Source organism: Collinsella sp. i05-0019-G5 (assembly GCF_042851345.1).
In the GTDB taxonomy this organism is placed as follows: domain Bacteria; phylum Actinomycetota; class Coriobacteriia; order Coriobacteriales; family Coriobacteriaceae; genus Collinsella.
Genome location: NZ_AP031421.1, coordinates 2,250,561 through 2,268,445 on the forward strand (window position 1 = coordinate 2,250,561; position 17,885 = coordinate 2,268,445).

Annotated in this window: 17 protein-coding genes and 1 tRNA gene; 8 read left to right on the forward strand and 10 right to left on the reverse strand. The window is 61.6% G+C overall.

What is annotated here, in order from left to right:
* Positions 1–92 precede the first annotated feature (92 nt).
* Positions 93–1,700, reverse strand: a complete 1,608-nt coding sequence (purH, locus tag ACGHIZ_RS10515) for a bifunctional phosphoribosylaminoimidazolecarboxamide formyltransferase/IMP cyclohydrolase (protein WP_117746105.1) — start codon at positions 1,698–1,700, stop codon at positions 93–95.
* A gap of 277 nt (positions 1,701–1,977) precedes the next feature.
* On the opposite strand from purH, the gene ACGHIZ_RS10520 reads away from it, so the two are divergent.
* A complete protein-coding gene (locus ACGHIZ_RS10520; protein ID WP_117746832.1) occupies positions 1,978–2,619 on the forward strand; it encodes a GNAT family N-acetyltransferase in 642 nt (213 codons plus the stop codon).
* Positions 2,620–2,757: 138 nt separating this feature from the next.
* Here the strand turns inward: ACGHIZ_RS10520 and ACGHIZ_RS10525 are convergent, their stop codons facing one another.
* The gene (locus tag ACGHIZ_RS10525; protein ID WP_390447920.1) at positions 2,758–4,701 is read right to left on the reverse strand and encodes a DUF2207 family protein; all 1,944 of its coding nucleotides are present in this window, start codon (positions 4,699–4,701) and stop codon (positions 2,758–2,760) included.
* Between the two features lie 620 nt (positions 4,702–5,321).
* Here ACGHIZ_RS10525 and gluQRS point away from each other — a divergent pair.
* The gene (gluQRS, locus tag ACGHIZ_RS10530; protein WP_229025884.1) at positions 5,322–6,218 is read left to right on the forward strand and encodes a tRNA glutamyl-Q(34) synthetase GluQRS; all 897 of its coding nucleotides are present in this window, start codon (positions 5,322–5,324) and stop codon (positions 6,216–6,218) included.
* A gap of 15 nt (positions 6,219–6,233) precedes the next feature.
* Here the strand turns inward: gluQRS and ACGHIZ_RS10535 are convergent, their stop codons facing one another.
* Entirely contained in the window at positions 6,234–6,917 is a 684-nt protein-coding gene (locus tag ACGHIZ_RS10535) for a metallophosphoesterase (RefSeq protein WP_390447922.1), read from the reverse strand.
* A gap of 127 nt (positions 6,918–7,044) precedes the next feature.
* On the reverse strand, positions 7,045–7,284 hold the full coding sequence (locus ACGHIZ_RS10540) for a hypothetical protein (RefSeq protein WP_196033640.1): 240 nt from the start codon (positions 7,282–7,284) through the stop codon (positions 7,045–7,047).
* Between the two features lie 334 nt (positions 7,285–7,618).
* Between ACGHIZ_RS10540 and ACGHIZ_RS10545 the strand changes: the two genes are divergently transcribed.
* From ACGHIZ_RS10545 to ACGHIZ_RS10555, 3 genes are read left to right on the forward strand one after another with little or no spacing between them, the layout of a single operon-like run.
* Positions 7,619–8,161 carry a DUF4342 domain-containing protein gene (locus tag ACGHIZ_RS10545; protein WP_117847868.1) on the forward strand — a complete coding sequence of 181 codons (543 nt, stop codon included), beginning with the start codon at positions 7,619–7,621 and terminating at the stop codon, positions 8,159–8,161.
* A gap of 18 nt (positions 8,162–8,179) precedes the next feature.
* Positions 8,180–8,962, forward strand: coding sequence for a response regulator transcription factor (locus ACGHIZ_RS10550; protein WP_390447926.1), 783 nt, complete (start codon positions 8,180–8,182; stop codon positions 8,960–8,962).
* A complete protein-coding gene (locus ACGHIZ_RS10555) occupies positions 8,946–10,241 on the forward strand; it encodes a cell wall metabolism sensor histidine kinase WalK (protein ID WP_138113387.1) in 1,296 nt (431 codons plus the stop codon). The genes ACGHIZ_RS10550 and ACGHIZ_RS10555 overlap by 17 nt, the downstream gene beginning before the upstream one ends.
* Positions 10,242–10,316: 75 nt before the next feature.
* On the opposite strand, the gene ACGHIZ_RS10560 is transcribed toward ACGHIZ_RS10555, so the two are convergent.
* Positions 10,317–10,691: a VOC family protein gene (locus ACGHIZ_RS10560; protein WP_138113389.1), complete on the reverse strand. Its 375-nt coding sequence runs from the start codon at positions 10,689–10,691 to the stop codon at positions 10,317–10,319.
* An 11-nt stretch (positions 10,692–10,702) separates the two neighbouring features.
* Positions 10,703–10,990: a PTS sugar transporter subunit IIB gene (locus tag ACGHIZ_RS10565; RefSeq protein WP_006235903.1), complete on the reverse strand. Its 288-nt coding sequence runs from the start codon at positions 10,988–10,990 to the stop codon at positions 10,703–10,705.
* A gap of 163 nt (positions 10,991–11,153) precedes the next feature.
* On the opposite strand from ACGHIZ_RS10565, the gene ACGHIZ_RS10570 reads away from it, so the two are divergent.
* From ACGHIZ_RS10570 to ACGHIZ_RS10580, 3 genes are all read left to right on the forward strand, one after another.
* The gene (locus tag ACGHIZ_RS10570) at positions 11,154–11,777 is read left to right on the forward strand and encodes a hypothetical protein (RefSeq protein ID WP_006235902.1); all 624 of its coding nucleotides are present in this window, start codon (positions 11,154–11,156) and stop codon (positions 11,775–11,777) included.
* Positions 11,778–11,808: 31 nt separating this feature from the next.
* Positions 11,809–11,893 (forward strand) — tRNA-Leu (locus ACGHIZ_RS10575).
* Positions 11,894–12,167: 274 nt separating this feature from the next.
* The gene (locus ACGHIZ_RS10580; RefSeq protein ID WP_390449935.1) at positions 12,168–13,454 is read left to right on the forward strand and encodes an ATP-binding protein; all 1,287 of its coding nucleotides are present in this window, start codon (positions 12,168–12,170) and stop codon (positions 13,452–13,454) included.
* 118 nt (positions 13,455–13,572) lie between these two features.
* On the opposite strand, the gene ACGHIZ_RS10585 is transcribed toward ACGHIZ_RS10580, so the two are convergent.
* The 4 genes from ACGHIZ_RS10585 to mazG all read right to left on the reverse strand — a co-directional run bounded on the left by ACGHIZ_RS10585 (position 13,573) and on the right by mazG (position 17,883).
* Positions 13,573–14,574, reverse strand: coding sequence for a hypothetical protein (locus ACGHIZ_RS10585; protein ID WP_390447931.1), 1,002 nt, complete (start codon positions 14,572–14,574; stop codon positions 13,573–13,575).
* 20 nt (positions 14,575–14,594) lie between these two features.
* Positions 14,595–15,356: a hypothetical protein gene (locus tag ACGHIZ_RS10590; protein ID WP_229058838.1), complete on the reverse strand. Its 762-nt coding sequence runs from the start codon at positions 15,354–15,356 to the stop codon at positions 14,595–14,597.
* Positions 15,357–15,543: 187 nt separating this feature from the next.
* On the reverse strand, positions 15,544–16,833 hold the full coding sequence (eno, locus tag ACGHIZ_RS10595) for a phosphopyruvate hydratase (RefSeq protein ID WP_138113397.1): 1,290 nt from the start codon (positions 16,831–16,833) through the stop codon (positions 15,544–15,546).
* A gap of 189 nt (positions 16,834–17,022) precedes the next feature.
* Positions 17,023–17,883, reverse strand: coding sequence for a nucleoside triphosphate pyrophosphohydrolase (gene mazG, locus ACGHIZ_RS10600; RefSeq protein ID WP_390447934.1), 861 nt, complete (start codon positions 17,881–17,883; stop codon positions 17,023–17,025).
* Between the last annotated feature and the right edge of the window lie 2 nt (positions 17,884–17,885).

Sequence of the window (17,885 nt, forward strand, 5' to 3'; positions counted from 1 at the left end):
AGTGCCCGAGATTGCCCCGAAAGAGGAGCGCCGCGTACTAAATGTACGCAAGCGACGGTTTGAGGGGCAAGGTCGGGTGCTTGGGAAAGCCTCTAGTGCCTAAAATGTCTGGCCCCCGTGAAGACCATTGCGATGCCATGCTCATTGCAGGCCTGGATGCTCTCGTCGTCGCGCTTGGAGCCGCCGGGCTGAATGATGCAGGTCACGCCGTGCGCGGCAAGCACGTCGACGTTGTCGCGGAACGGGAAGAACGCGTCGCTTGCACAGGCAAAGCCGCCCTTCTCCACGCCCTCGCGCTCGCAAAAGTCCTCGGCGCGCTCGCAGGCCAGCAGTGCGGAGTCAACGCGGTTGGGCTGACCCGGACCCATGCCAATGCCGGCCTTGCCCTTGGAGATCAGGATGGCGTTGGACTTGACGCCCTTGCAGACCTTCCAGGCAAACTCGAGCTCGGCCATCTCGGCGTCGGTGGGCTTGCGGTCGGTGGGGAACGTAAAGGTCGCGGGGTCCTCGGTCACGTGGTCGACTTCCTGCACCAGCATGCCGCCGTCGACGGAGCGCAGCTCCACCTGGGCGCCGTGGTCCACGCCGCCGGTAGCCAACACGCGCAGGTTGGGGCGCTTGGCCATGCGCTCGAGCGCCTCGTCGGTGTAGCTCGGGGCGATGATGACCTCGACGAACTGCTTGTTCTGATCGGCAAAGTGCTCAACCAGCTCAAAGGGAACCTCGCGGTTGCAGGCGATGATGCCGCCAAAGGCGCTCTTGGGATCGCAGGCGAAGGCGCGATCGTAGGCGGCCGTGATGTCCTCGGCAACGGCGGAACCGCAGGGGTTCTGGTGCTTGAGGATCACGCAGGCCGGCTCGTCGAACTCGCGGACCAGGTTCCAGGCGGCGTCGGCATCCAGATAGTTGTTGTAGCTGAGCGGCTTGCCCTGGATCTGCTCGGAGCCCACGAGCGGGAACTGCGAGCTCGCGGTGTTCTCGCAGCCCTCGGCAAAGCGATAGACCGTGGCCTTCTGCTGCGGGTTCTCGCCATAGCGCAGGTCGTCGACCTTCTCCAGCGAAATCTCGAGCTTGGCAGAGGTGTCCGCCACGTCGCTTGCCTGGGCGGCAAGCCAACGGGAGATAGCCGTGTCGTAGGCGGCGGTGGTCTGGTAGACCTTCACCTGCAGGCGACGACGGGTGGAAAGCGTGGTGCAGCCACCGGTCTCGTGCATCTCGGCCAGGACGGCATCATAGTCGGCCGGGTCGGAGATGACGGTAACGCTCGTGGCGTTCTTGGCGGCAGAGCGCAGCATGGAGGGACCGCCGATGTCGATGTGCTCGATGGCATCCGCGAAGGTGACCTCGGGATTAGCGACGGTCTTCTCGAACTCGTACAGGTTGACGACGACCAGATCGATCAGCTTAATACCGTGCTGAGCGGCCTCCTGCATGTGCTGCTCGGAATCGCGGCGGGCCAGCAGTGCGCCGTGAACCTTGGGGTGCAGGGTCTTAACGCGGCCGTCCATCATCTCGGGATAGCCCGTGAACTCCTCGATGGGGGTTACGGGAACGCCCGCATCCTCGATGGCACGAGCCGTGCCGCCCGTAGAGATGATCTCGACGCCAAAGTCATCGACCAGCGTCCGTGCGAAATCGACGACGCCCGTCTTATCGGTAACCGAGATCAACGCGCGTGCGATCTTCACATCAGATCCCATGCAGTCCTCCTGTCTGGTACGCCGCCGTGCTCTGTGAGCCGGTGATACGTCGATCTGCAGCGCTCGCGCAGCGGCATTGAAAATACTGATTCAATGTAGCGCATCGAGCGCGACGTTGCACCCCGCAACGGGCGCATGTGCAGAAAAAGTTTGCGAGCGGAGGGGATGGGCACGGCACCGGGCACGGTGAGTTCATGGAACACAGGGGCACCATAATTCGATGCCAATGGCGTGGTAGAACTGTGCTCGATATGCATCCGCAAAAGAAAGAGGCACCATGGTCTCGCGGGTTCTCTACCGACCGTTTGATACCGAAGACTTCGACGCCATCGCGCTGATTCTGCAGCAGCTTTGGCATAACAATTCGGATAACGATGAGTACAACCGCCTTGAGGCCGCGTGCGACCTCGCCTATTGTCTTTCGTCGTCGACGTTTTCGCAGGTTGCCGTAATCGACGGTCAGGCGCGCGGCATTTCGCTCGCGCGTGCGGGACAAAGCTCCGGCGCCACCGTTAAGGAGCATTGGATGGATACCGAACGCGCGCTGCTATCGCAAATGCGCGAGCTGGAGCCCGATGCTTGCGCCGAGTATCTATCGTTTGTGCGCGCAACCATCCGAACCAACAACCGCCTGCTCGAGAGCAGCCCGTTGCCGCACGACAACGAGGTCACGCTGCTTGCCGTGGATCGCGATGTCCATGGTCTGGGCGTTGGCACGGTTCTGCTCGATGCCGCCGTCTCGCACCTGTCCTCGCTTGGAGCGACGAGGGCGCACCTGTACACCGACTCCAACTGCTCGTGGAAGTTCTACGAGCTGCACGGCTTTAAGCGCACGGCCACGCACCGCGCCAACCGCGAAGAGCGCCGTCACGACATGCCGCGCGAAAGCTTTCTCTACGAACTCGATCTAACAGCCTAAACCCAGCAGCCATACCTAGTCATTTAGGGATGTTCCCAGTGATTAGTCGTTGGGGACAGCCTTCGTAGGTAGCGCATAAAAATGGGATGGATCCGTCGGCAGTCGCCGGAGAAGATCCATCCCAAAAATCAGAGCGCGCTAGAACGTTCCGCCGCCGCCTCCGCCGACGCCGCCGCCTCCGCCGCCAGAGAAGCCGCCGCCTCCGCCGCCGCCCGAGCTGTCGGAGCTCGACGCCAGCTCACGGATGCTCTCGTGATACACGTCATCGAACGAATCGAGCGGAGACTCGATACCGTAATGATGGTAGTACCACCAGTAGCAGGGATAATTGTCATAGAAGCCGTCGGCCTCGCGCACCTCGGGCGGCACGGCCTCGGCAAGCTGACGCAGCACTTCCTTGGAAACACCCAGCGCCACGCCCATCACCAGCAGCTTGTTCCACAGCACCAGATCGCCGGGGACGGCTTCCTTTAGACGCGTGAAGTCCTCGAGCCAATGCTTGAGCGCCTTGCAGCGAGCCGCCACCTCGGCGCCCTCCGGCGTAAAGCGGCGGAACGTAAGGCCCACGCCGATACCCACCAGCACAATCGGCACCGAGATAACCGCGGCGGTAATGTTCGTCTGTGCGCCATCGGTAAAGAAGATAGATCCCACGGGAACAAAGGCAATCAGGATACCAAGAACCAGGCAAGACACCATTGCAACAATGCCGTCCGAGGCAACGTACTCGCTATCGGCCAACTTGCCCTTAACGGTGTTCTGATAGTCCTCGAGCTTATCGCCCACGGGCGTAGCGTGCTGCTTGACGTAGTGCTGCAGCTCGTCAAACGTGCGCGAGCGATCGCCGTTCTCGTCAGGCTTAGCACCGGCAAAGAAGACCTTGAGCACCATGTGGTCAATGCCCTTGGCCGACTTCCAGCCCGCATCGCTCACCGTCACGCGATACGTCTGCTCTTCTTTTTCACGCCCCAACAGACCCTTCTTGGCCTTGGTCACGGTCGCCTGCTCCAGCTTGATCACACGGTCGTCAGTGAGCTTCATGAGCGTGGCGATATATGCCTGGTCGGGCACCTCGTTCCAGCTCATGAGGGCCGAAAGCACGGCGGGATGGTCGGCCGAAGGCACATCGCGGAAATATTCGTCCTGGAAAAGCGGCTTGGGCTTGCGCTTGCGCAGCTTGAGCATAACGATTGTGCCGGTAAAGACCACCGCCGCAACAACACTTAGCACGGCAAGTGCATTGGCAATCATGCGAGCGTGAGCGCGGCGGGCGTTAGCTTCGTCGGCCCATTCCTTCTCTTCGCTCAGGATCGTTGACATGCGCTCTTCGCCCGAAGCGGCAAGCTGCGGCACCCAGTCGCTAGGGAAGGCGATGCGTGCCTCGGCGAATTCGCCCTGATGCACGCAGGGAATGGTATAGGTGACCATGGGTTCGTCCGCATCGAGCGATACATCGCCCGTCAGCGGGCCGTGGCCCCATGCGCGGAAGTTATCGCCCTTGACGGCCGCCGTCCCGGCAGCGGCATTCGCGAAGTACACTTCCATCTCAACGTCATCGGAGTCCGCGGACCAGCCGTCGCCCACAAACTTCCAGTAGAGCTCGGCGGTATCGGCCCAGTTCATGACCGCACCGGTCATGGTGTAGCTCACGTAATAGATCGCGCTGTCGCCGCTCTCGTGGGGGCTGAACACCTTAATCCTTACGCCGTCACCGGTCTGCTCGACCGTGTAGACGCCAGAATCGCCCTTTTTCGCGCTATCGACTTTGTTAAACGCGGTGTCCTCTTCCTCGACACTCAGCACGTCAACGCCCGCCGTGCCGCCCTGCTGGTTGGTGCCCGTATTGATCTCCCAAAACACGCCGTTGATGTCGTCGTCGAAATCAAACTGGCGTCCCTCGACAACGGTCAGCGATCCATCGGCCTCGACCGTGGCACTGATATAGGTCTGGGTCATGGAGTAGCCGTCGGCGTGCGCGGCGACAGGCAGCAGCAACAACGCAAGCGCGACGAGCACGCAGACGGAAGCGAATCGCGCAAACAGGTGGCGCTGCCGGCTGACTTTGGCGGCGAGGGTGTTCATAGGCACATCCTTTGTCTGTAAAACCAACAGCGCCATTGTCCCACGTTTGCGGGTACGCATGACGAACATCTAGGCGACCGGAGCGCCAAACGGGATGAAAGTCACACCCGCACCCCAACAGCCAGTCATTGGGGACGTTCTTAAATGACCAGTCATTAGGGACACCCTTGGCATGGCCTGCGCCAGCAATAGATACCACTTCACAGCTCCGTCACAGGTGTAGCGGCTTTGTGTGGGCGCGGCATGCGCTGACTGAGCCGCCAGCCGAGGGGCATAAAGCAGTTGAGCGAAAACGGTTTGCCCCTTTGCCGTTCGCTCGAGGATCATGTCCCCCTTTTCCGCGGAAACCCCGGCAGTTGCGAAGAGCTGCCGGGGTTTCTGTCGTTTGTGAGGCTAAGTCGGTACGCAGCGATCGAGACCTTGAGCCGCAAACCCACCGTGCGCAATGCGCACCGCCGCCAACTTGTGAGCGCGGCAACGCCTTCCCTGCCAAGCCCCGCGCTATACTCATCCGCATGGATATCAAAACACGCAACATAGCAACGCCCGCCGCGGACGCACCAGCAACGGCAGTGCCCACCCCCGTCGTGGGCCGCTTTGCCCCGTCGCCCTCGGGCCGCATGCACTTGGGCAACGTGTTCAGCTGCCTGTGCGCATGGCTTTCGGCCCGCAGCCAGGGCGGCAGCATCGTGTTGCGTATCGAGGACCTGGACGATCGCTGCAAGCGCCCGGAACTTGCCGCTCAACTGATTGACGATCTGACCTGGCTGGGGCTCGAGTGGGACGAAGGCCCCTACTACCAGCACGATCGCCTGGATCTGTACGAGGACGCCCTGCGCCAGCTGCAAGACGCCGGCCTCACCTATCCCTGTTTTTGCACGCGTGCCGAACTCCACGCCGCGAGCGCGCCGCACGCCAGCGACGGCACGCCCATCTACCGCGGCGCCTGCAGAGGTCTTTCTGCTGATGAAATCACCCGCCGCAGTGCCCTGCGTGCTCCGGCCACGCGCCTGCGCGTGCCCACCGTCGACGACCTCGCCAGCGACGTGATCGAATTCGTGGACCGCACGTACGGAGCCCAATGCGAAGCACTCGCCACCGAGTGCGGTGACTTTTTGGTGCGCCGCAGCGACGGCGTGTTTGCCTATCAGCTGGCCGTGGTGGTCGACGACGCTGCCATGGGCGTCACCGAGATCGTACGCGGATGCGACCTGCTTGGTTCCACGCCGCGCCAGATCTATCTGCAACATCTGCTGGGACTGCCCACGCCGCACTACGCGCACATTCCGCTGCTCATGTCACCGGACGGCCGCCGCCTTTCCAAGCGCGATCGCGATCTGGACCTGGGCGAGCTCCGCACCCGCTTTGGCACACCCGAGGCACTGTTGGGATGGCTCGCCGGGCAAACAGGCATCGCGCCGGACACCACGCCGCGTACCGCCGAGCAGCTGGTCGAGCACTTTAGCTGGGACGTCATCCGCGCGCATCGGGAGAACATCACTGTAACGGTCGAGTAGCCAGCCACCCCGCCTCTACGCAACATCCCAGGGCTGGAGTTCGTCGCCCAAGCGAACGATGCAGTCGTAGAGCACGGTGTGACGCTCGGCCGGGTTGGTATCCCGATGAAAATGCCCGTAGTACCAGCGCTTGTAGTCCAAGCGGTCTTCCAGCTCATCGAAAAATGCCGTAAGCCGATCAACGGAGGGGCAATTCCAGCCGGACGCTGGATAAAGCGTGGACGAAAGCATGCGCGTAGAGCAGGTGTGGGTGATCACGTAGTCGACCGTCCAGCCCACGCTGTCGAGCTTTGCCCGCGCCTCCTCAAAGTTGCGCTCGTCCGGCAGCTCCTGCGGCCACCAGCTGGAATACGGAATGCGGTATTCCTTGTCCACGCTCGTGGCGCCGCCCATGGTAAAGACCGTTGAGCCGTCGAGCTCAAAAACCTCGCCGCGCGTCAGGCGCCGTATGGGCGAGGTATCCGACAGGCGCTGCGTCAGCCCACCGTGCCACAACTCCATGGGGCGTTCCGCCCAGTGATCGAAACGCTCGTGGTTGCCGTCGACAAACAGCACGGTGTAGGGGCGCGACTCCAGCCAAGCAATATCGGCACATTCCTCGGTAGAAAAGTCCCAGGGAAAGCCAAAGTCGCCCGCGATGATGAGATAGTCGTCGCTCGCCAGGCTATCCCCAAGCTCCCAATCGCGGAGCTTTTGCATGTCAGCGCCGCCATGAATATCGCCTGTTACATAGACCGTCATCGGATTACCACTTCCCTGTAAGTCGCTAGCCCACATTCTGCACGATCACTAAGCCAACCGTTCCAGCCCTTCCATCCCTTAGGGCTTACCCTTCGTTCTTCCATCCAAACGGGTCAAGCACCCAAAAAACCAGATCGAGCACGCCGCCGGTCATCATGGCGCCGGCAAGGGCCATGCAAACGTGCAGAGAACTGGCACTTCGGAGCACGTCGAATGGCCCCAGAACAGCCAGCAGCGCGACCGCTGCGCCGGCAAGGCACAACGCGAGGCACGGCCCCGCGTCCTTGACGCACTTCTTTGCGAGATGCTTGGTGTTATCGCTCATCGGTATCGAACTCCTTAGAGGGTCGTTGTTCAGACGCATGCCGCCGCGGCAGAGCGGGGCGGCAGGGTAAGTGTCCCATGCCGTGCGGACATCAATGGAGAAACCGCCTGCTCGACCAACCTTTGACGCCGTTTTGCACCGGCACCACATCCCCCGCTATCGAGGTCTAATACTTTTCCCACCGCTACCCAAAAACTCATCCAACATTAATCTTGGCTCAAGAATCGCTTAATCTATAACCTGCACTATAGAGTTCGAACAAGGGGCAGGGCGGCGCCGCGCAACGCAGGCCGCCGAACGCAACGCTCGCGCCCATCGAACGAAAGGACAGGTCATGGACGACCTCGAAAAAGTTGAAACCATCCGCACCAAGTGCAACGTGAGCTACACCGATGCCAAGGCCGCGCTCGACGCCGCCGACGGCAACGTTTTGGACGCCATCATTTGGCTCGAGTCGCAGGGCAAGACGCAGACCACATCGGCGCACGCCGCCACCGAGTCCGCGCCGGTCGATGAGCCCTCGGCCGAGATGGTCGCCGCGCAGGCAGCCTACGAGAAGTCGAGCGAAAAGACCGACTTCTCCAAGAAGATGGACAGCGTGTGGGAGTACCTCAAAAAGCTCTTCCGCCTGAGCCTGGACACCAAGTTTATCGCCACGCGCCGCGATGCAATCATCCTCAACATCCCCATCCTGATCCCCATCATCGCCCTGTTTGCCTGGGGCGCCACGATATGGCTGATGCTGATCGGCCTGTTCTTTGGCATGCGTTACCGCATCGATAGCGACGGCGACGTGCCCGGCAGCATCAACAATCTTATGAATCACGCCGCCGACGCCGCGGACGACATCAAGCAAAATCTCAACGACGACAAGTAATCGCAGACGGGGGCACGCATGGCACGAATCCTGATCGTAGAGGACGAGGAGAAAATCGCCCGCTTTGTGACGCTCGAGCTGGAGCACGAGGGCTACCAGGTAGAGCACGCCGCCGACGGGCGCACCGCCGTGGACCTGGCGCTGGAGCGCGACTACGATCTGATTCTGCTCGATGTGCTGTTGCCGCAGCTCAACGGCATGGAGGTGCTGCGGCGTGTCCGCAAGCACAAGGATGTGCCGGTGATTATGGTCACCGCGCGAGATGCCGTGATGGACAAGGTGGCCGGGCTCGATGCCGGTGCTGACGATTACCTAACCAAGCCGTTTGCCATTGAGGAACTGTTCGCACGGATCCGCGTTGCGCTGAAGCGCTCGGAGGCCGTGCGGACGGCTTCGGGCGTTGGCGGCGCCGGGGCCAGAGCGGGTATGGCGGGCGGCGCGGGTGTCGGCGCCGCTGCTGAGCCCCCAGCTGGCGGCTCAGCCCAAGCCGCCGTGCCCTCCCCCGCCGCGCTCACCGTGGGTTCGGTCGCGCTCGATCCCGACCGCCGCGAAGTCACGGTCGGCGGCTCGCCCATTGCGCTCACGGCCCGCGAGTTCGATGTCCTCGCCCTGCTTATGGCGCATGCCGAGACCGTGCTCACGCGCGAACGCATCGCGCACGAAGCGCTGGGCTACGAATACATGGGCGACACCAACAACGTCGACGTGCACATCGCGCATCTACGCGCCAAGATCGAGGACGCCGGCGGCGCCCGCATCATCCAGACCGTGCGCGGGGTGGGCTATGTCTGCCGCGCGTAACGCCGAGGCCAAGCGCGTCACCTCCATCGCCCGCGCCATCAACTGGAGCTATATGTGGCGCCGCCTGATGAGCTACGTCTGGCTCGATCTGTTGCTGGTGGTGATTGCGGCGGCGATCCTCGTCTATGGATACAACCAGACACTGCCCGACAGCGCGTTTACCGCAGGATGGATCCCCGGCGCCACCGTTCGCGGCATGTCGCTGAAGCCCGCGCGCGGCTGGGACCTGACAACGCTCACCTATACCGTCGAGCTTGCGCGTACCACCAAGACCTTCCCCCTCGCGCAGGACCTCATCGCACTTTGGCCCCTCTATATCGTTGTTGTAGGTTGGCAGGTCATCAGCATGCTCGATATGCTCGGCGGCGCTCGCCGTGTGCGCCGCACCATGGCGCCGCTCAACGACCTGGCCCTGCGCGTGGACGAGCTCGGCCGCATGCAGCTCTCCGGCGGCAAGATGGAAACGCTGGAGCAAGCCATCGAGCGCGCGAGCGTCGACTCGCCGAGCGTCACCACCGGCGACGCCGACCTGGCAAGCATCGAGGTCGCACTCAACCGCCTGCTGCGCCAGATGCAAGAGGCCAAGCTGCAGCAGATGCGCTTTGTCAACGATGCAAGCCACGAGCTGCGCACGCCCATCGCGGTGATTCAGGGCTACGTGAACATGCTCGACCGCTGGGGCAAAGACGACCCGGACGTGCTGGCGGAATCCATCGCGTCCCTCAAGGCCGAAAGCGAGCACATGCAGGAGCTCGTGGAGCAGCTGCTGTTTTTGGCGCGCGGCGATGCCGGGCGCACGGTCCTGCGGCGTGCGCATACCAACCTGGCTGCACTGGTCGGCGAGGTTTGCGAAGAATCGCAGATGATCGATGCCGGGCACACGTATCGGCTGGCCTTTGACGCTGCGCTTATCAGCGACCCGCGCTGCGACGCGTCCGTCGATGTCGCGCTCGTGAAGCAGGCTCTGCGCGTGATCGTGCAAAACGCCGCCAAGTATTCGGACGCGGGCACGCCCATCTCGTTTGGCGTAGCGCCGGATGCGGGCGCGGGCACGATCGACATAAGCGTTGAGGACGAGGGCATCGGCATGAACCAGGAATCCGCAGCTCACGCGTTCGAGCGGTTCTACCGCGCCGACAACGCGCGCGATGCCGGAGCGCAGGGCTCGGGCCTGGGGCTCGCCATCGCCAAGTGGATCGTCGATAGCCACGGCGGCGTCATCGGCGTGACCTCGGTCGAGGGCGTCGGCAGCCGCTTTACGATTCGCCTGCCGCGGTAGGAAGCCCCTCGGCATAAATAAAGGGATAGGGCCACGCAGCCCTATCCCTTTTTGCTAGCTATGACAGCTTGTGCGCTACTCGCGGCACAGGTGCACGGCGAAGCCGGCGAACTCGCGCTTAAAGTACACGAGCTTGGTACCACCGTCGGGTAGCAGCGCGCGCGACTCCTCGTTGACCTCGAGCCCGCGCTCGGCAAACCACTTCTCAGCTGCATCGATGTCGTTAACGGCAAAGCCGATGTGGCCTTTGGTGCCACGACCGTTCTGCTTCATGACCTCGACCAGCGAATCGTTGAAGTACGAAACCGGGGTCTCGATAACAGGCAGGCCCATCATCGTCGAGAACAGCTCCGCGATCTCCAGGGCGTCTGCCGGGTCGGCGGCGTTAATGCCCACATGGGCAACGCGCATGCCAAAGAGCTCGACCGGGTTGACGTTCTGCTCACTCATACAGGCAGTGCCTACTGAGCCATGACGTCGAGAACGGCCTTCTCGGCAGCGACGCGGTTCATGCCGGTCATGAAGGGCACGCCGCTCACGTACGGGCAGGTGAGGCCTTCGGGGGCAACGGTGGTGGCGATCAGCAGGTCGGCGCCCTCGTCGCAGTAGTCCTTGGCCTCGGAGATGGCGCACTGCACGATCTCGTACTTGTCGGCGTAACCGTTGGCGTCGAGCAAGGTGGCGACCTTCTGGGCAACGAGTGTGGAAGTAGCAGCGCCAGCACCGCAAGCCAAAACGATCTTCTTCATAGGTAATGTCTCCCTTCATGGTTTACTTTAGGTAAGTGTACCGCAGCGAGCGATGGCACTCAGCCTCGATGAGCTTTTATGCCAGTTTGCTTGCACGCTGCGTATAATACATCTAGTACGTGTTGTCATACCGCTCGCTTTAAGAGCGACTAAGGACTCTGAAATGCCCGATTCCCGCACCCTCTGGACCGCCGTCGTTATCATCTGCATCGCCGTGTCGGTGTTCTTTAGCGTCAAAAAACGCACCACGTTCAAGCGTCTGCAGCAGTTGATGGCCGCCAAGCAGTGGGACGAGTTCGATCGTTTGCTCGACGGCAAACTCACCAGCATGCTGTACCCACGCTACAACCGCGACTACCTGCGCCTGAACTCCTATCTGCTGCGCGAGGACCACGAGCGTGCCAGCGAGATGTTCGACCTGCTGCTGGGGCTCAACCTCCCCAAGATGCAGCGCGTCGACCTGGTGATCAAAGCCTTTAACTACTATGTTGGCCAGGAGGACCGCAAAAAGTCCAAGGAGTTGCTGCACGAGATCAAGGGCTTTGAGGGCGGTCAGGCCGAGGCAGTTGCGCACGAGTGCCAGCTGATGTACGACACGATGATCCTCAAGCGCCACAACGACATTCCCGAGCTGGAGCGCATGCTCGAGGATGTCGGCGACGACCCGGTCAAGCGCTGCCGCTTGGAGTACCTGCTGGCCCTGCAGTACCAGAACAAGGGCGACGAAGCCAAGTTCCAGGAGTTCCTGGAGAAGTCGGGCCAACACTCGATGGCCGTCAACGCGTAACGGACGGCTTGTGCTAGACTTCTAGTCTCACGGGGGCGTGGCGGAATTGGCATACGCAGGAGACTTAAAATCTCTCGCCGCAAGGATTGTGGGTTCGAGTCCCACCGCCCCTACCATATGATTGCTTGCGAGCCCGTGTTCCCCAGGGATGCGGGCTCGTTTCTTTTGGACGCCGTCAACTGCAGAGCAGCTCATTTGGGACGGGGCTTTTTTGACTACTTTTTCCGCCCACCCAATGAGTTTCCTACCACATTTTCCGATGGAAAAACGTGGTTGTCTCGCACATTTTCCGATGGAAAAACGTGGTTGTCTCGCACATTTTCCGATGGAAACACCCAAATGGCCTTATACTAACCGAGAGGGTTGGGAGGCAATATGCAGCGACAGCTTATGAGCGAACTTATCGCTTGGAAATCAAGGACGAATCGCAAACCTCTCTTTCTTAAGGGAGCCCGCCAGACAGGAAAGACTTGGCTTCTTAACGAATTCGCAAGCCAGCAGTATCGAAACGTCATTCGTTTTGACTTTATGCTCGAGCCGAGCACACGCTCGCTGTTCGATGGGGACCTCGACCCCAAGCGCATCATCTCCCAGATAGAACTCCTACGTGGCCAAACTGTAACGCCAGCAGACACGCTCATCATCTTCGACGAGATCCAAGAGGCCCCGCGCGGGATCACCTCGCTCAAGTACTTCAACGAGCTTGCACCCGAATACCACATCGTAGCAGCCGGTTCCTATATGGGCCTCGCGCTCCGACGCGAAAACGAGTCATTTCCCGTCGGCAAAATCGACCAGCTCACTATGCGTCCCATGGGGTTCGCCGAGTTCGTTCGTGCCGTCGACGGCGACCCGCTCGCCGACGCCATCCTTGCCGCAGACATGAACCTTCTAGCAAACGTTACCGAAAAGCTCGAACACTTGCTCAAGGAATACCTTGTTGTCGGCGGTATGCCCGAAGTTGTCTCCGCTTTCGCCGAGACACGCGACTTCATCGAAGCCCGAAGGCTTCAGCAGCAAATCATCGAGGCTTACGAATCCGATTTTGGCAAACATGCACCCGCCCGCATCATCGAGCGCATGAGGTTGGTTTGGAAATCCCTTCCCGGCCAGCTTGCCAAAGAGAACAAGAAGTTTGTCTATGGCGCCCTTCGCCCCGGAGCGCGCGCACGCGATTTCGAGGAAAGCCTCCAGTGGCTCACGGACTACGGAATCGTTCATAAGGTGCCACGTGTTTCCGCTCTAAAGGCGCCGCTCTCGAGCTACGAAGACCTCTCGGGCTTCAAACTGTTCTGCATCGACACCGGCATCCTCGGAGCGCTCTCCGGTCTCTCTCCGGCCATCGTTCTTAACGGATCCGCTGTTTTTACCGAGTTCAAAGGTTCGCTGACCGAACAATACGTCGCGCAGGAGCTTTTGCTCCAGGACAAAACTCCCGCGTATTGGTCCTCTACCTCTGGCAATGCCGAAACCGACTTTGCCATCGACCATGCGGGAACCGTGCTTCCGCTTGAGGTCAAGGCGGCAGAGAACCTTAAAGCGAAGAGTCTGAAAATAGCCTGCGAAAAATTCAAGCTCGAGCGTTGCGTGAGGAGCTCCCTGGCGGCATATAGAGACGAGGGCATGCTCGTCAATATTCCGCTTTGGGAGATTGGGCAAATCGACAAGCTGGCATAGGCGCTGTGGGGACGCCCCGCAAGGACTGTCCCCAGGTGCCGGCTGTTGAGTTGCGGTGGAATAGGGACTGTTTGGCGCCCGAAAGGGCGATTTTAGTCCGTATTTCACCGCAAATTATTTAGAGGGTGCTGAGAGTGGGGGTCCAGGCGATGGTGGGAGTCGCGCCGTCGAGAACCTCGTTGATGGTGGCGGCCATACCGGCGAGTAGGCTATTCTCGCTTACGGTGAGCGTCTTATAGCCGCTGGCACGCATGAGCTCGCGAATCACCACGGCGCCAGCCAAGATCACGCCCGCGCGTTTGGGCTGCACACCCGGTAGCGCGGCGATGCCGTCCGCGTCCAACACAGACATGTGCTCGATAGCAGCCGAAATCTGTTCCATCGAAAGCTCGCGCAGGTGCACGAAGCTCGAATCATACGGCTCCAGCTCGTGGACCAGAGCCACCAGCGTAGTCACCGTGCCGCCCACTGCGACCAAGCGTTCGGCGCGCTCAAAGTCGACAGGCAGACTCTCAAAGTAGCCCGCAAACTGCTCGTTTGCCCATGCGGCAGCGGCAGCAAGCTCGCCGTCCGCAGGCGGCAGCGCCGAGAAAAACCGCTCCGTCACACGGCGGCAGCCAATGTCCAGCGAGCGCGTCCCTTCTAGCGCAAAGACGCCACGCTCCGGCGCATAGACGCCCGTCGCGAGCTCCGTGGATCCGCCACCCGAATCGGCAACAATAATGCGCTCGCCGGCAAAGTCGTGCGCCACGCCAAAAAACGTCAGGCGTGCCTCGACCTCGCCCGGAATCACCTGCGGTTCGAGCCCCAGCTCACGCAGGCCGTCCAGCAGCAGGGCGGCATTGGACGCATCGCGCGCGGCGCTCGTGCACGTGGTGCAGATGCACACGGCCCCAAAGGCACGGGCCTCGTCCACAAACATCCGGCACGCAGCGAGCACGCGCTCGACAGCCGCCTCGCAAAAGCGACCTGTCGCGTCGACGCCCTCGCCCAGATCGGTAATCTCGGTATGCTTGGACGATTCCACGATCGCCCCGCCCTCGACCTGGGCCAACACCAGTCGCGACGACACCGTTCCCAGGTCGATCGCGGCTACCTTATAGCGTTTGCAATCTGCCATTGCAGGCTCCCCTCCGGGCGCTATTTGCCGTTGGACACGACCGTCTGGCCCTCGACACCGTTAAACCCAAACAGCATGTCGAGCGCCTGGATGTACCACGGGGCGTCCTTACCGACTTCTTCGATTTCCTTGGCAACTTCGCTGGCCTTCTTGGCGTTCGACGACTTCTTGCTCGAAGACGAATCCGAATCGTCGTCCAGGCCCTGCACTTCAATCCTCTTCTCGCCGGGCATCACCAGGCCCAAGTCCTCGGATGCCGCGTCCTTGATACCCTCCTCCGAGAGCAGCTTGTCGACGCTTTTTTGCAGCTCATCATTGTATTGCTGACGAATCTCGACCTGCTTGGCCAAGATATCGCTCGAACGCTTTGCCACATACAGGTCGCGCACGGGGAAATACAGGCTCACGAGCACCAGGGCAACGACAATGCCGATGAATAGCCCTCGCTGGGGACCGTGGGTAAAGTCGTAGATTGCCTTGATCACCGCGTTGTCGTTGGCGTAGTGCATAAAGTCCGAACCCGAAAGACGGCTTGAGGGACGGCGCGGCTTGTCGGACGCCTGGGTCGAAGGGCGCGACGCATGCGCGGAACGCGATGGGCGCACCGGACTATCCGAGGAACTATTTGGCTGAACATTGGGATGCGAAGTCGCCGGCGAGCTATACCTGGAGCGATCAGCACCAGCATAACCAGACCCGCCAAGCTGCGCGGTACGCGCACGACGAGGCGACGGCTCACGCGAACCGGCGGAATAGTACCTGTTATCGTAAATCTGATCCATGTGCGCCTTGTGCGGTTGAGGTTTGTTTGCGCTAAGTCCTTTAGTTATAGCACGAGCGCGCGCAACGCCTTCGGCGGCCCTTGCTCGACATAAAAAAGGCGCTGAGTCATATGGCCCAGCGCCCAATGGCGGCCATCAGAAGTGGAACGGAGCCGAGTCAGCCCCGCCCCCCGCGAGCGCCACTTGTTTAGCGAATGTTGTAGAACGCGGCCTTGCCGGCGTAGCGCGCACTGCCCTCGAGCTCGTCCTCGATGCGGATGAGCTGGTTGTACTTGGCGATGCGATCGCTGCGGCACGGGGCGCCCGACTTGATCTGGCCGGCGTTGACGCCCACGACCAGGTCGGCGATCGTGGAGTCCTCGGTCTCGCCGGAGCGGTGACTCACGATGCAGGCGTAGCCGGCCTCCTTGGCGGTCTCGATGGCCTCGAGCGACTCGGTGAGCGTACCGATCTGGTTGACCTTGACCAGGATCGCGTTGGCGGCACCAAGCTCGATGCCCTTCTTGAGGCGCTCGGTGTTGGTGACGAACAGGTCGTCGCCCACCAGCTGCACCTTGTTGCCAATGCGGCGGGTAAGCTCGACCCAGCCGTCCCAGTCCTCCTCGGCCATGCCGTCCTCGATGGAGATGATGGGATAGGTGTCGACGAGCTTCTCCCAGTAATCGACCATCTGGGCGCTCGTGTACTCCACGCCCTCGCCCTTGAGCTCGTACATGCCGGTCTCGGCGTTGTAGAACTCGGTGGACGCCGGGTCCATGGCGTACATGAAGTCGACGCCGGGCTTAAAGCCAGCCTTCTCGACGGCCTTGGTGATGTACTCGAACGGCTCGGCATTGGTCTTAAGGTTGGGGGCAAAGCCGCCCTCGTCGCCCACGCCGCCGCCCAGGCCGGCCTCGTGCAGCACGCCCTTGAGGGTGTGGTAGACCTCGGCGCACCAACGCAGGCCCTCGGCAAAACTCGGGGCGCCCACCGGCATGATCATGAACTCCTGGAAGTCAACGTTATTGTCGGCATGCACGCCGCCGTTGAGAATGTTCATCATGGGCGTGGGCAGCAGATGGGCGTTGACGCCGCCCAGGTACTGGTACAGCGACAGGCCCGCCGACTCGGCAGCGGCGCGGGCGACGGCCAGCGACACGCCCAGGATGGCGTTGGCACCGAGCTTGGTCTTGTTGGGGGTACCGTCCGCGGCAATCAGCGCGGCATCGACGGCGCGCTGGTCGAAGGCGTCGAGACCCACGACGGCGTTAGTGCACTCGTTGTTGACGTGCTCGACGGCCTGCGAAACGCCCTTGCCCAGGTAGCGACCCTTGTCGCCGTCGCGCAGCTCGCAGGCCTCAAAGGCGCCGGTCGAAGCACCCGAAGGCACCATTGCGCGGCCAAAGCTGCCGTCCTCGAGCACGACCTCGACCTCGACGGTGGGATTGCCGCGGCTGTCGAGCACCTCGCGACCGTAGACATCCAAAATATCGCTCATGTTGTCTCCCTCTCACTTGGAAACGTAGTTGATGCAAGCGACTGGCCGACCGTGCACCATCGGTGCGCCTCCGTAAGTTAGCCATGTCGCACTTTTTGCATTATGCCCTAAGTTAGCCGAGGGATACAATTGTTTTTCGAAAAATTTAGCGGGAACGATGAGGCATGTCAGCCCGTCGTTCCCGCAGTCTTACTCCTCCGCCTTTGCGGCATCCCAGAGGTCGTTGAGGCCGTGGGTCGAAAGCTCAGCCAGATCTACATGAGCGTTGGCCGCCATCTGCTCCATCGCGGCCCAACGGCGGCGGAACTTTGCCGTGCTGGCACGAAGGGCACTCTCGGCGTCGATTCCCTCCTTGCGCGCAACGTTGACCAGGGCAAAGAGCAGGTCGCCAAACTCCATCTCGCGCTCGGGCGAGCCGGGAGCCTCGGCCTCAAACTCGGCACGCTCCTCGGCGACCTCGTCCCACACGTCCTGGACCGTCTCCCACTCAAAGCCCACGGCCGCTGCCTTGCGCGACACCTTCTGCGCCTGCATCAGCGCCGGCAGATGCGTGGGCACGCCGTCGAGCAGGCCCTCGGGCGCAGCCTCGCCTGCTGCCACGGCCTTGTCCTTGGCAGCCTTCTCGGCAAGCTTAACCTCGTCCCAGATCTTGAGCACCTCGTCGGAGTTATCGGCGTCCGCATCGCCAAACACGTGTGGGTGGCGGCGAATGAGCTTGGCGTCGATATCGCGCGCCACATCGGCCAGCGTAAACTCACCGGCGTCCGCCGCAATCTGCGCATGCAGCACCACCTGCATGAGCACGTCGCCCAGCTCCTCGCGCAGATGCGCGGCATCATCGGCCTCGATGCAATCGAGCGCCTCGTAGGCTTCCTCAATCATGTTCTTGCCGATGCTCTGATGCGTCTGTTCGCGGTCCCACGGGCAGCCGTCGGGCTGACGCAGGCGCCAAATGGTCTGCACCAGATGCTGCAGCTCGGCCGATGCATCCACCAGCGTGGACAGATCGCGCGAGCCCTCGGCATTTTGCTGAGCCATGTGCTGCGCCATGG

Excerpts from the sequence above, each read along its gene's own strand:
- purH (WP_117746105.1), bottom strand. The coding sequence starts at position 1,700 with ATGGGATCTGATGTGAAGATCGCACGCGCGTTGATCTCGGTTACCGAT.
- ACGHIZ_RS10520 (WP_117746832.1), top strand. The coding sequence starts at position 1,978 with ATGGTCTCGCGGGTTCTCTACCGACCGTTTGATACCGAAGACTTCGAC.
- ACGHIZ_RS10525 (WP_390447920.1), bottom strand. The coding sequence starts at position 4,701 with ATGAACACCCTCGCCGCCAAAGTCAGCCGGCAGCGCCACCTGTTTGCG.
- gluQRS (WP_229025884.1), top strand. The coding sequence starts at position 5,322 with ATGCACTTGGGCAACGTGTTCAGCTGCCTGTGCGCATGGCTTTCGGCC.
- ACGHIZ_RS10535 (WP_390447922.1), bottom strand. The coding sequence starts at position 6,917 with ATGCAAAAGCTCCGCGATTGGGAGCTTGGGGATAGCCTGGCGAGCGAC.
- ACGHIZ_RS10540 (WP_196033640.1), bottom strand. The coding sequence starts at position 7,284 with ATGAGCGATAACACCAAGCATCTCGCAAAGAAGTGCGTCAAGGACGCG.
- ACGHIZ_RS10545 (WP_117847868.1), top strand. The coding sequence starts at position 7,619 with ATGGACGACCTCGAAAAAGTTGAAACCATCCGCACCAAGTGCAACGTG.
- ACGHIZ_RS10550 (WP_390447926.1), top strand. The coding sequence starts at position 8,180 with ATGGCACGAATCCTGATCGTAGAGGACGAGGAGAAAATCGCCCGCTTT.
- ACGHIZ_RS10555 (WP_138113387.1), top strand. The coding sequence starts at position 8,946 with ATGTCTGCCGCGCGTAACGCCGAGGCCAAGCGCGTCACCTCCATCGCC.
- ACGHIZ_RS10560 (WP_138113389.1), bottom strand. The coding sequence starts at position 10,691 with ATGAGTGAGCAGAACGTCAACCCGGTCGAGCTCTTTGGCATGCGCGTT.
- ACGHIZ_RS10565 (WP_006235903.1), bottom strand. The coding sequence starts at position 10,990 with ATGAAGAAGATCGTTTTGGCTTGCGGTGCTGGCGCTGCTACTTCCACA.
- ACGHIZ_RS10570 (WP_006235902.1), top strand. The coding sequence starts at position 11,154 with ATGCCCGATTCCCGCACCCTCTGGACCGCCGTCGTTATCATCTGCATC.
- ACGHIZ_RS10580 (WP_390449935.1), top strand. The coding sequence starts at position 12,168 with ATGAGCGAACTTATCGCTTGGAAATCAAGGACGAATCGCAAACCTCTC.
- ACGHIZ_RS10585 (WP_390447931.1), bottom strand. The coding sequence starts at position 14,574 with ATGGCAGATTGCAAACGCTATAAGGTAGCCGCGATCGACCTGGGAACG.
- ACGHIZ_RS10590 (WP_229058838.1), bottom strand. The coding sequence starts at position 15,356 with ATGGATCAGATTTACGATAACAGGTACTATTCCGCCGGTTCGCGTGAG.
- eno (WP_138113397.1), bottom strand. The coding sequence starts at position 16,833 with ATGAGCGATATTTTGGATGTCTACGGTCGCGAGGTGCTCGACAGCCGC.
- mazG (WP_390447934.1), bottom strand. The coding sequence starts at position 17,883 with ATGGCGCAGCACATGGCTCAGCAAAATGCCGAGGGCTCGCGCGATCTG.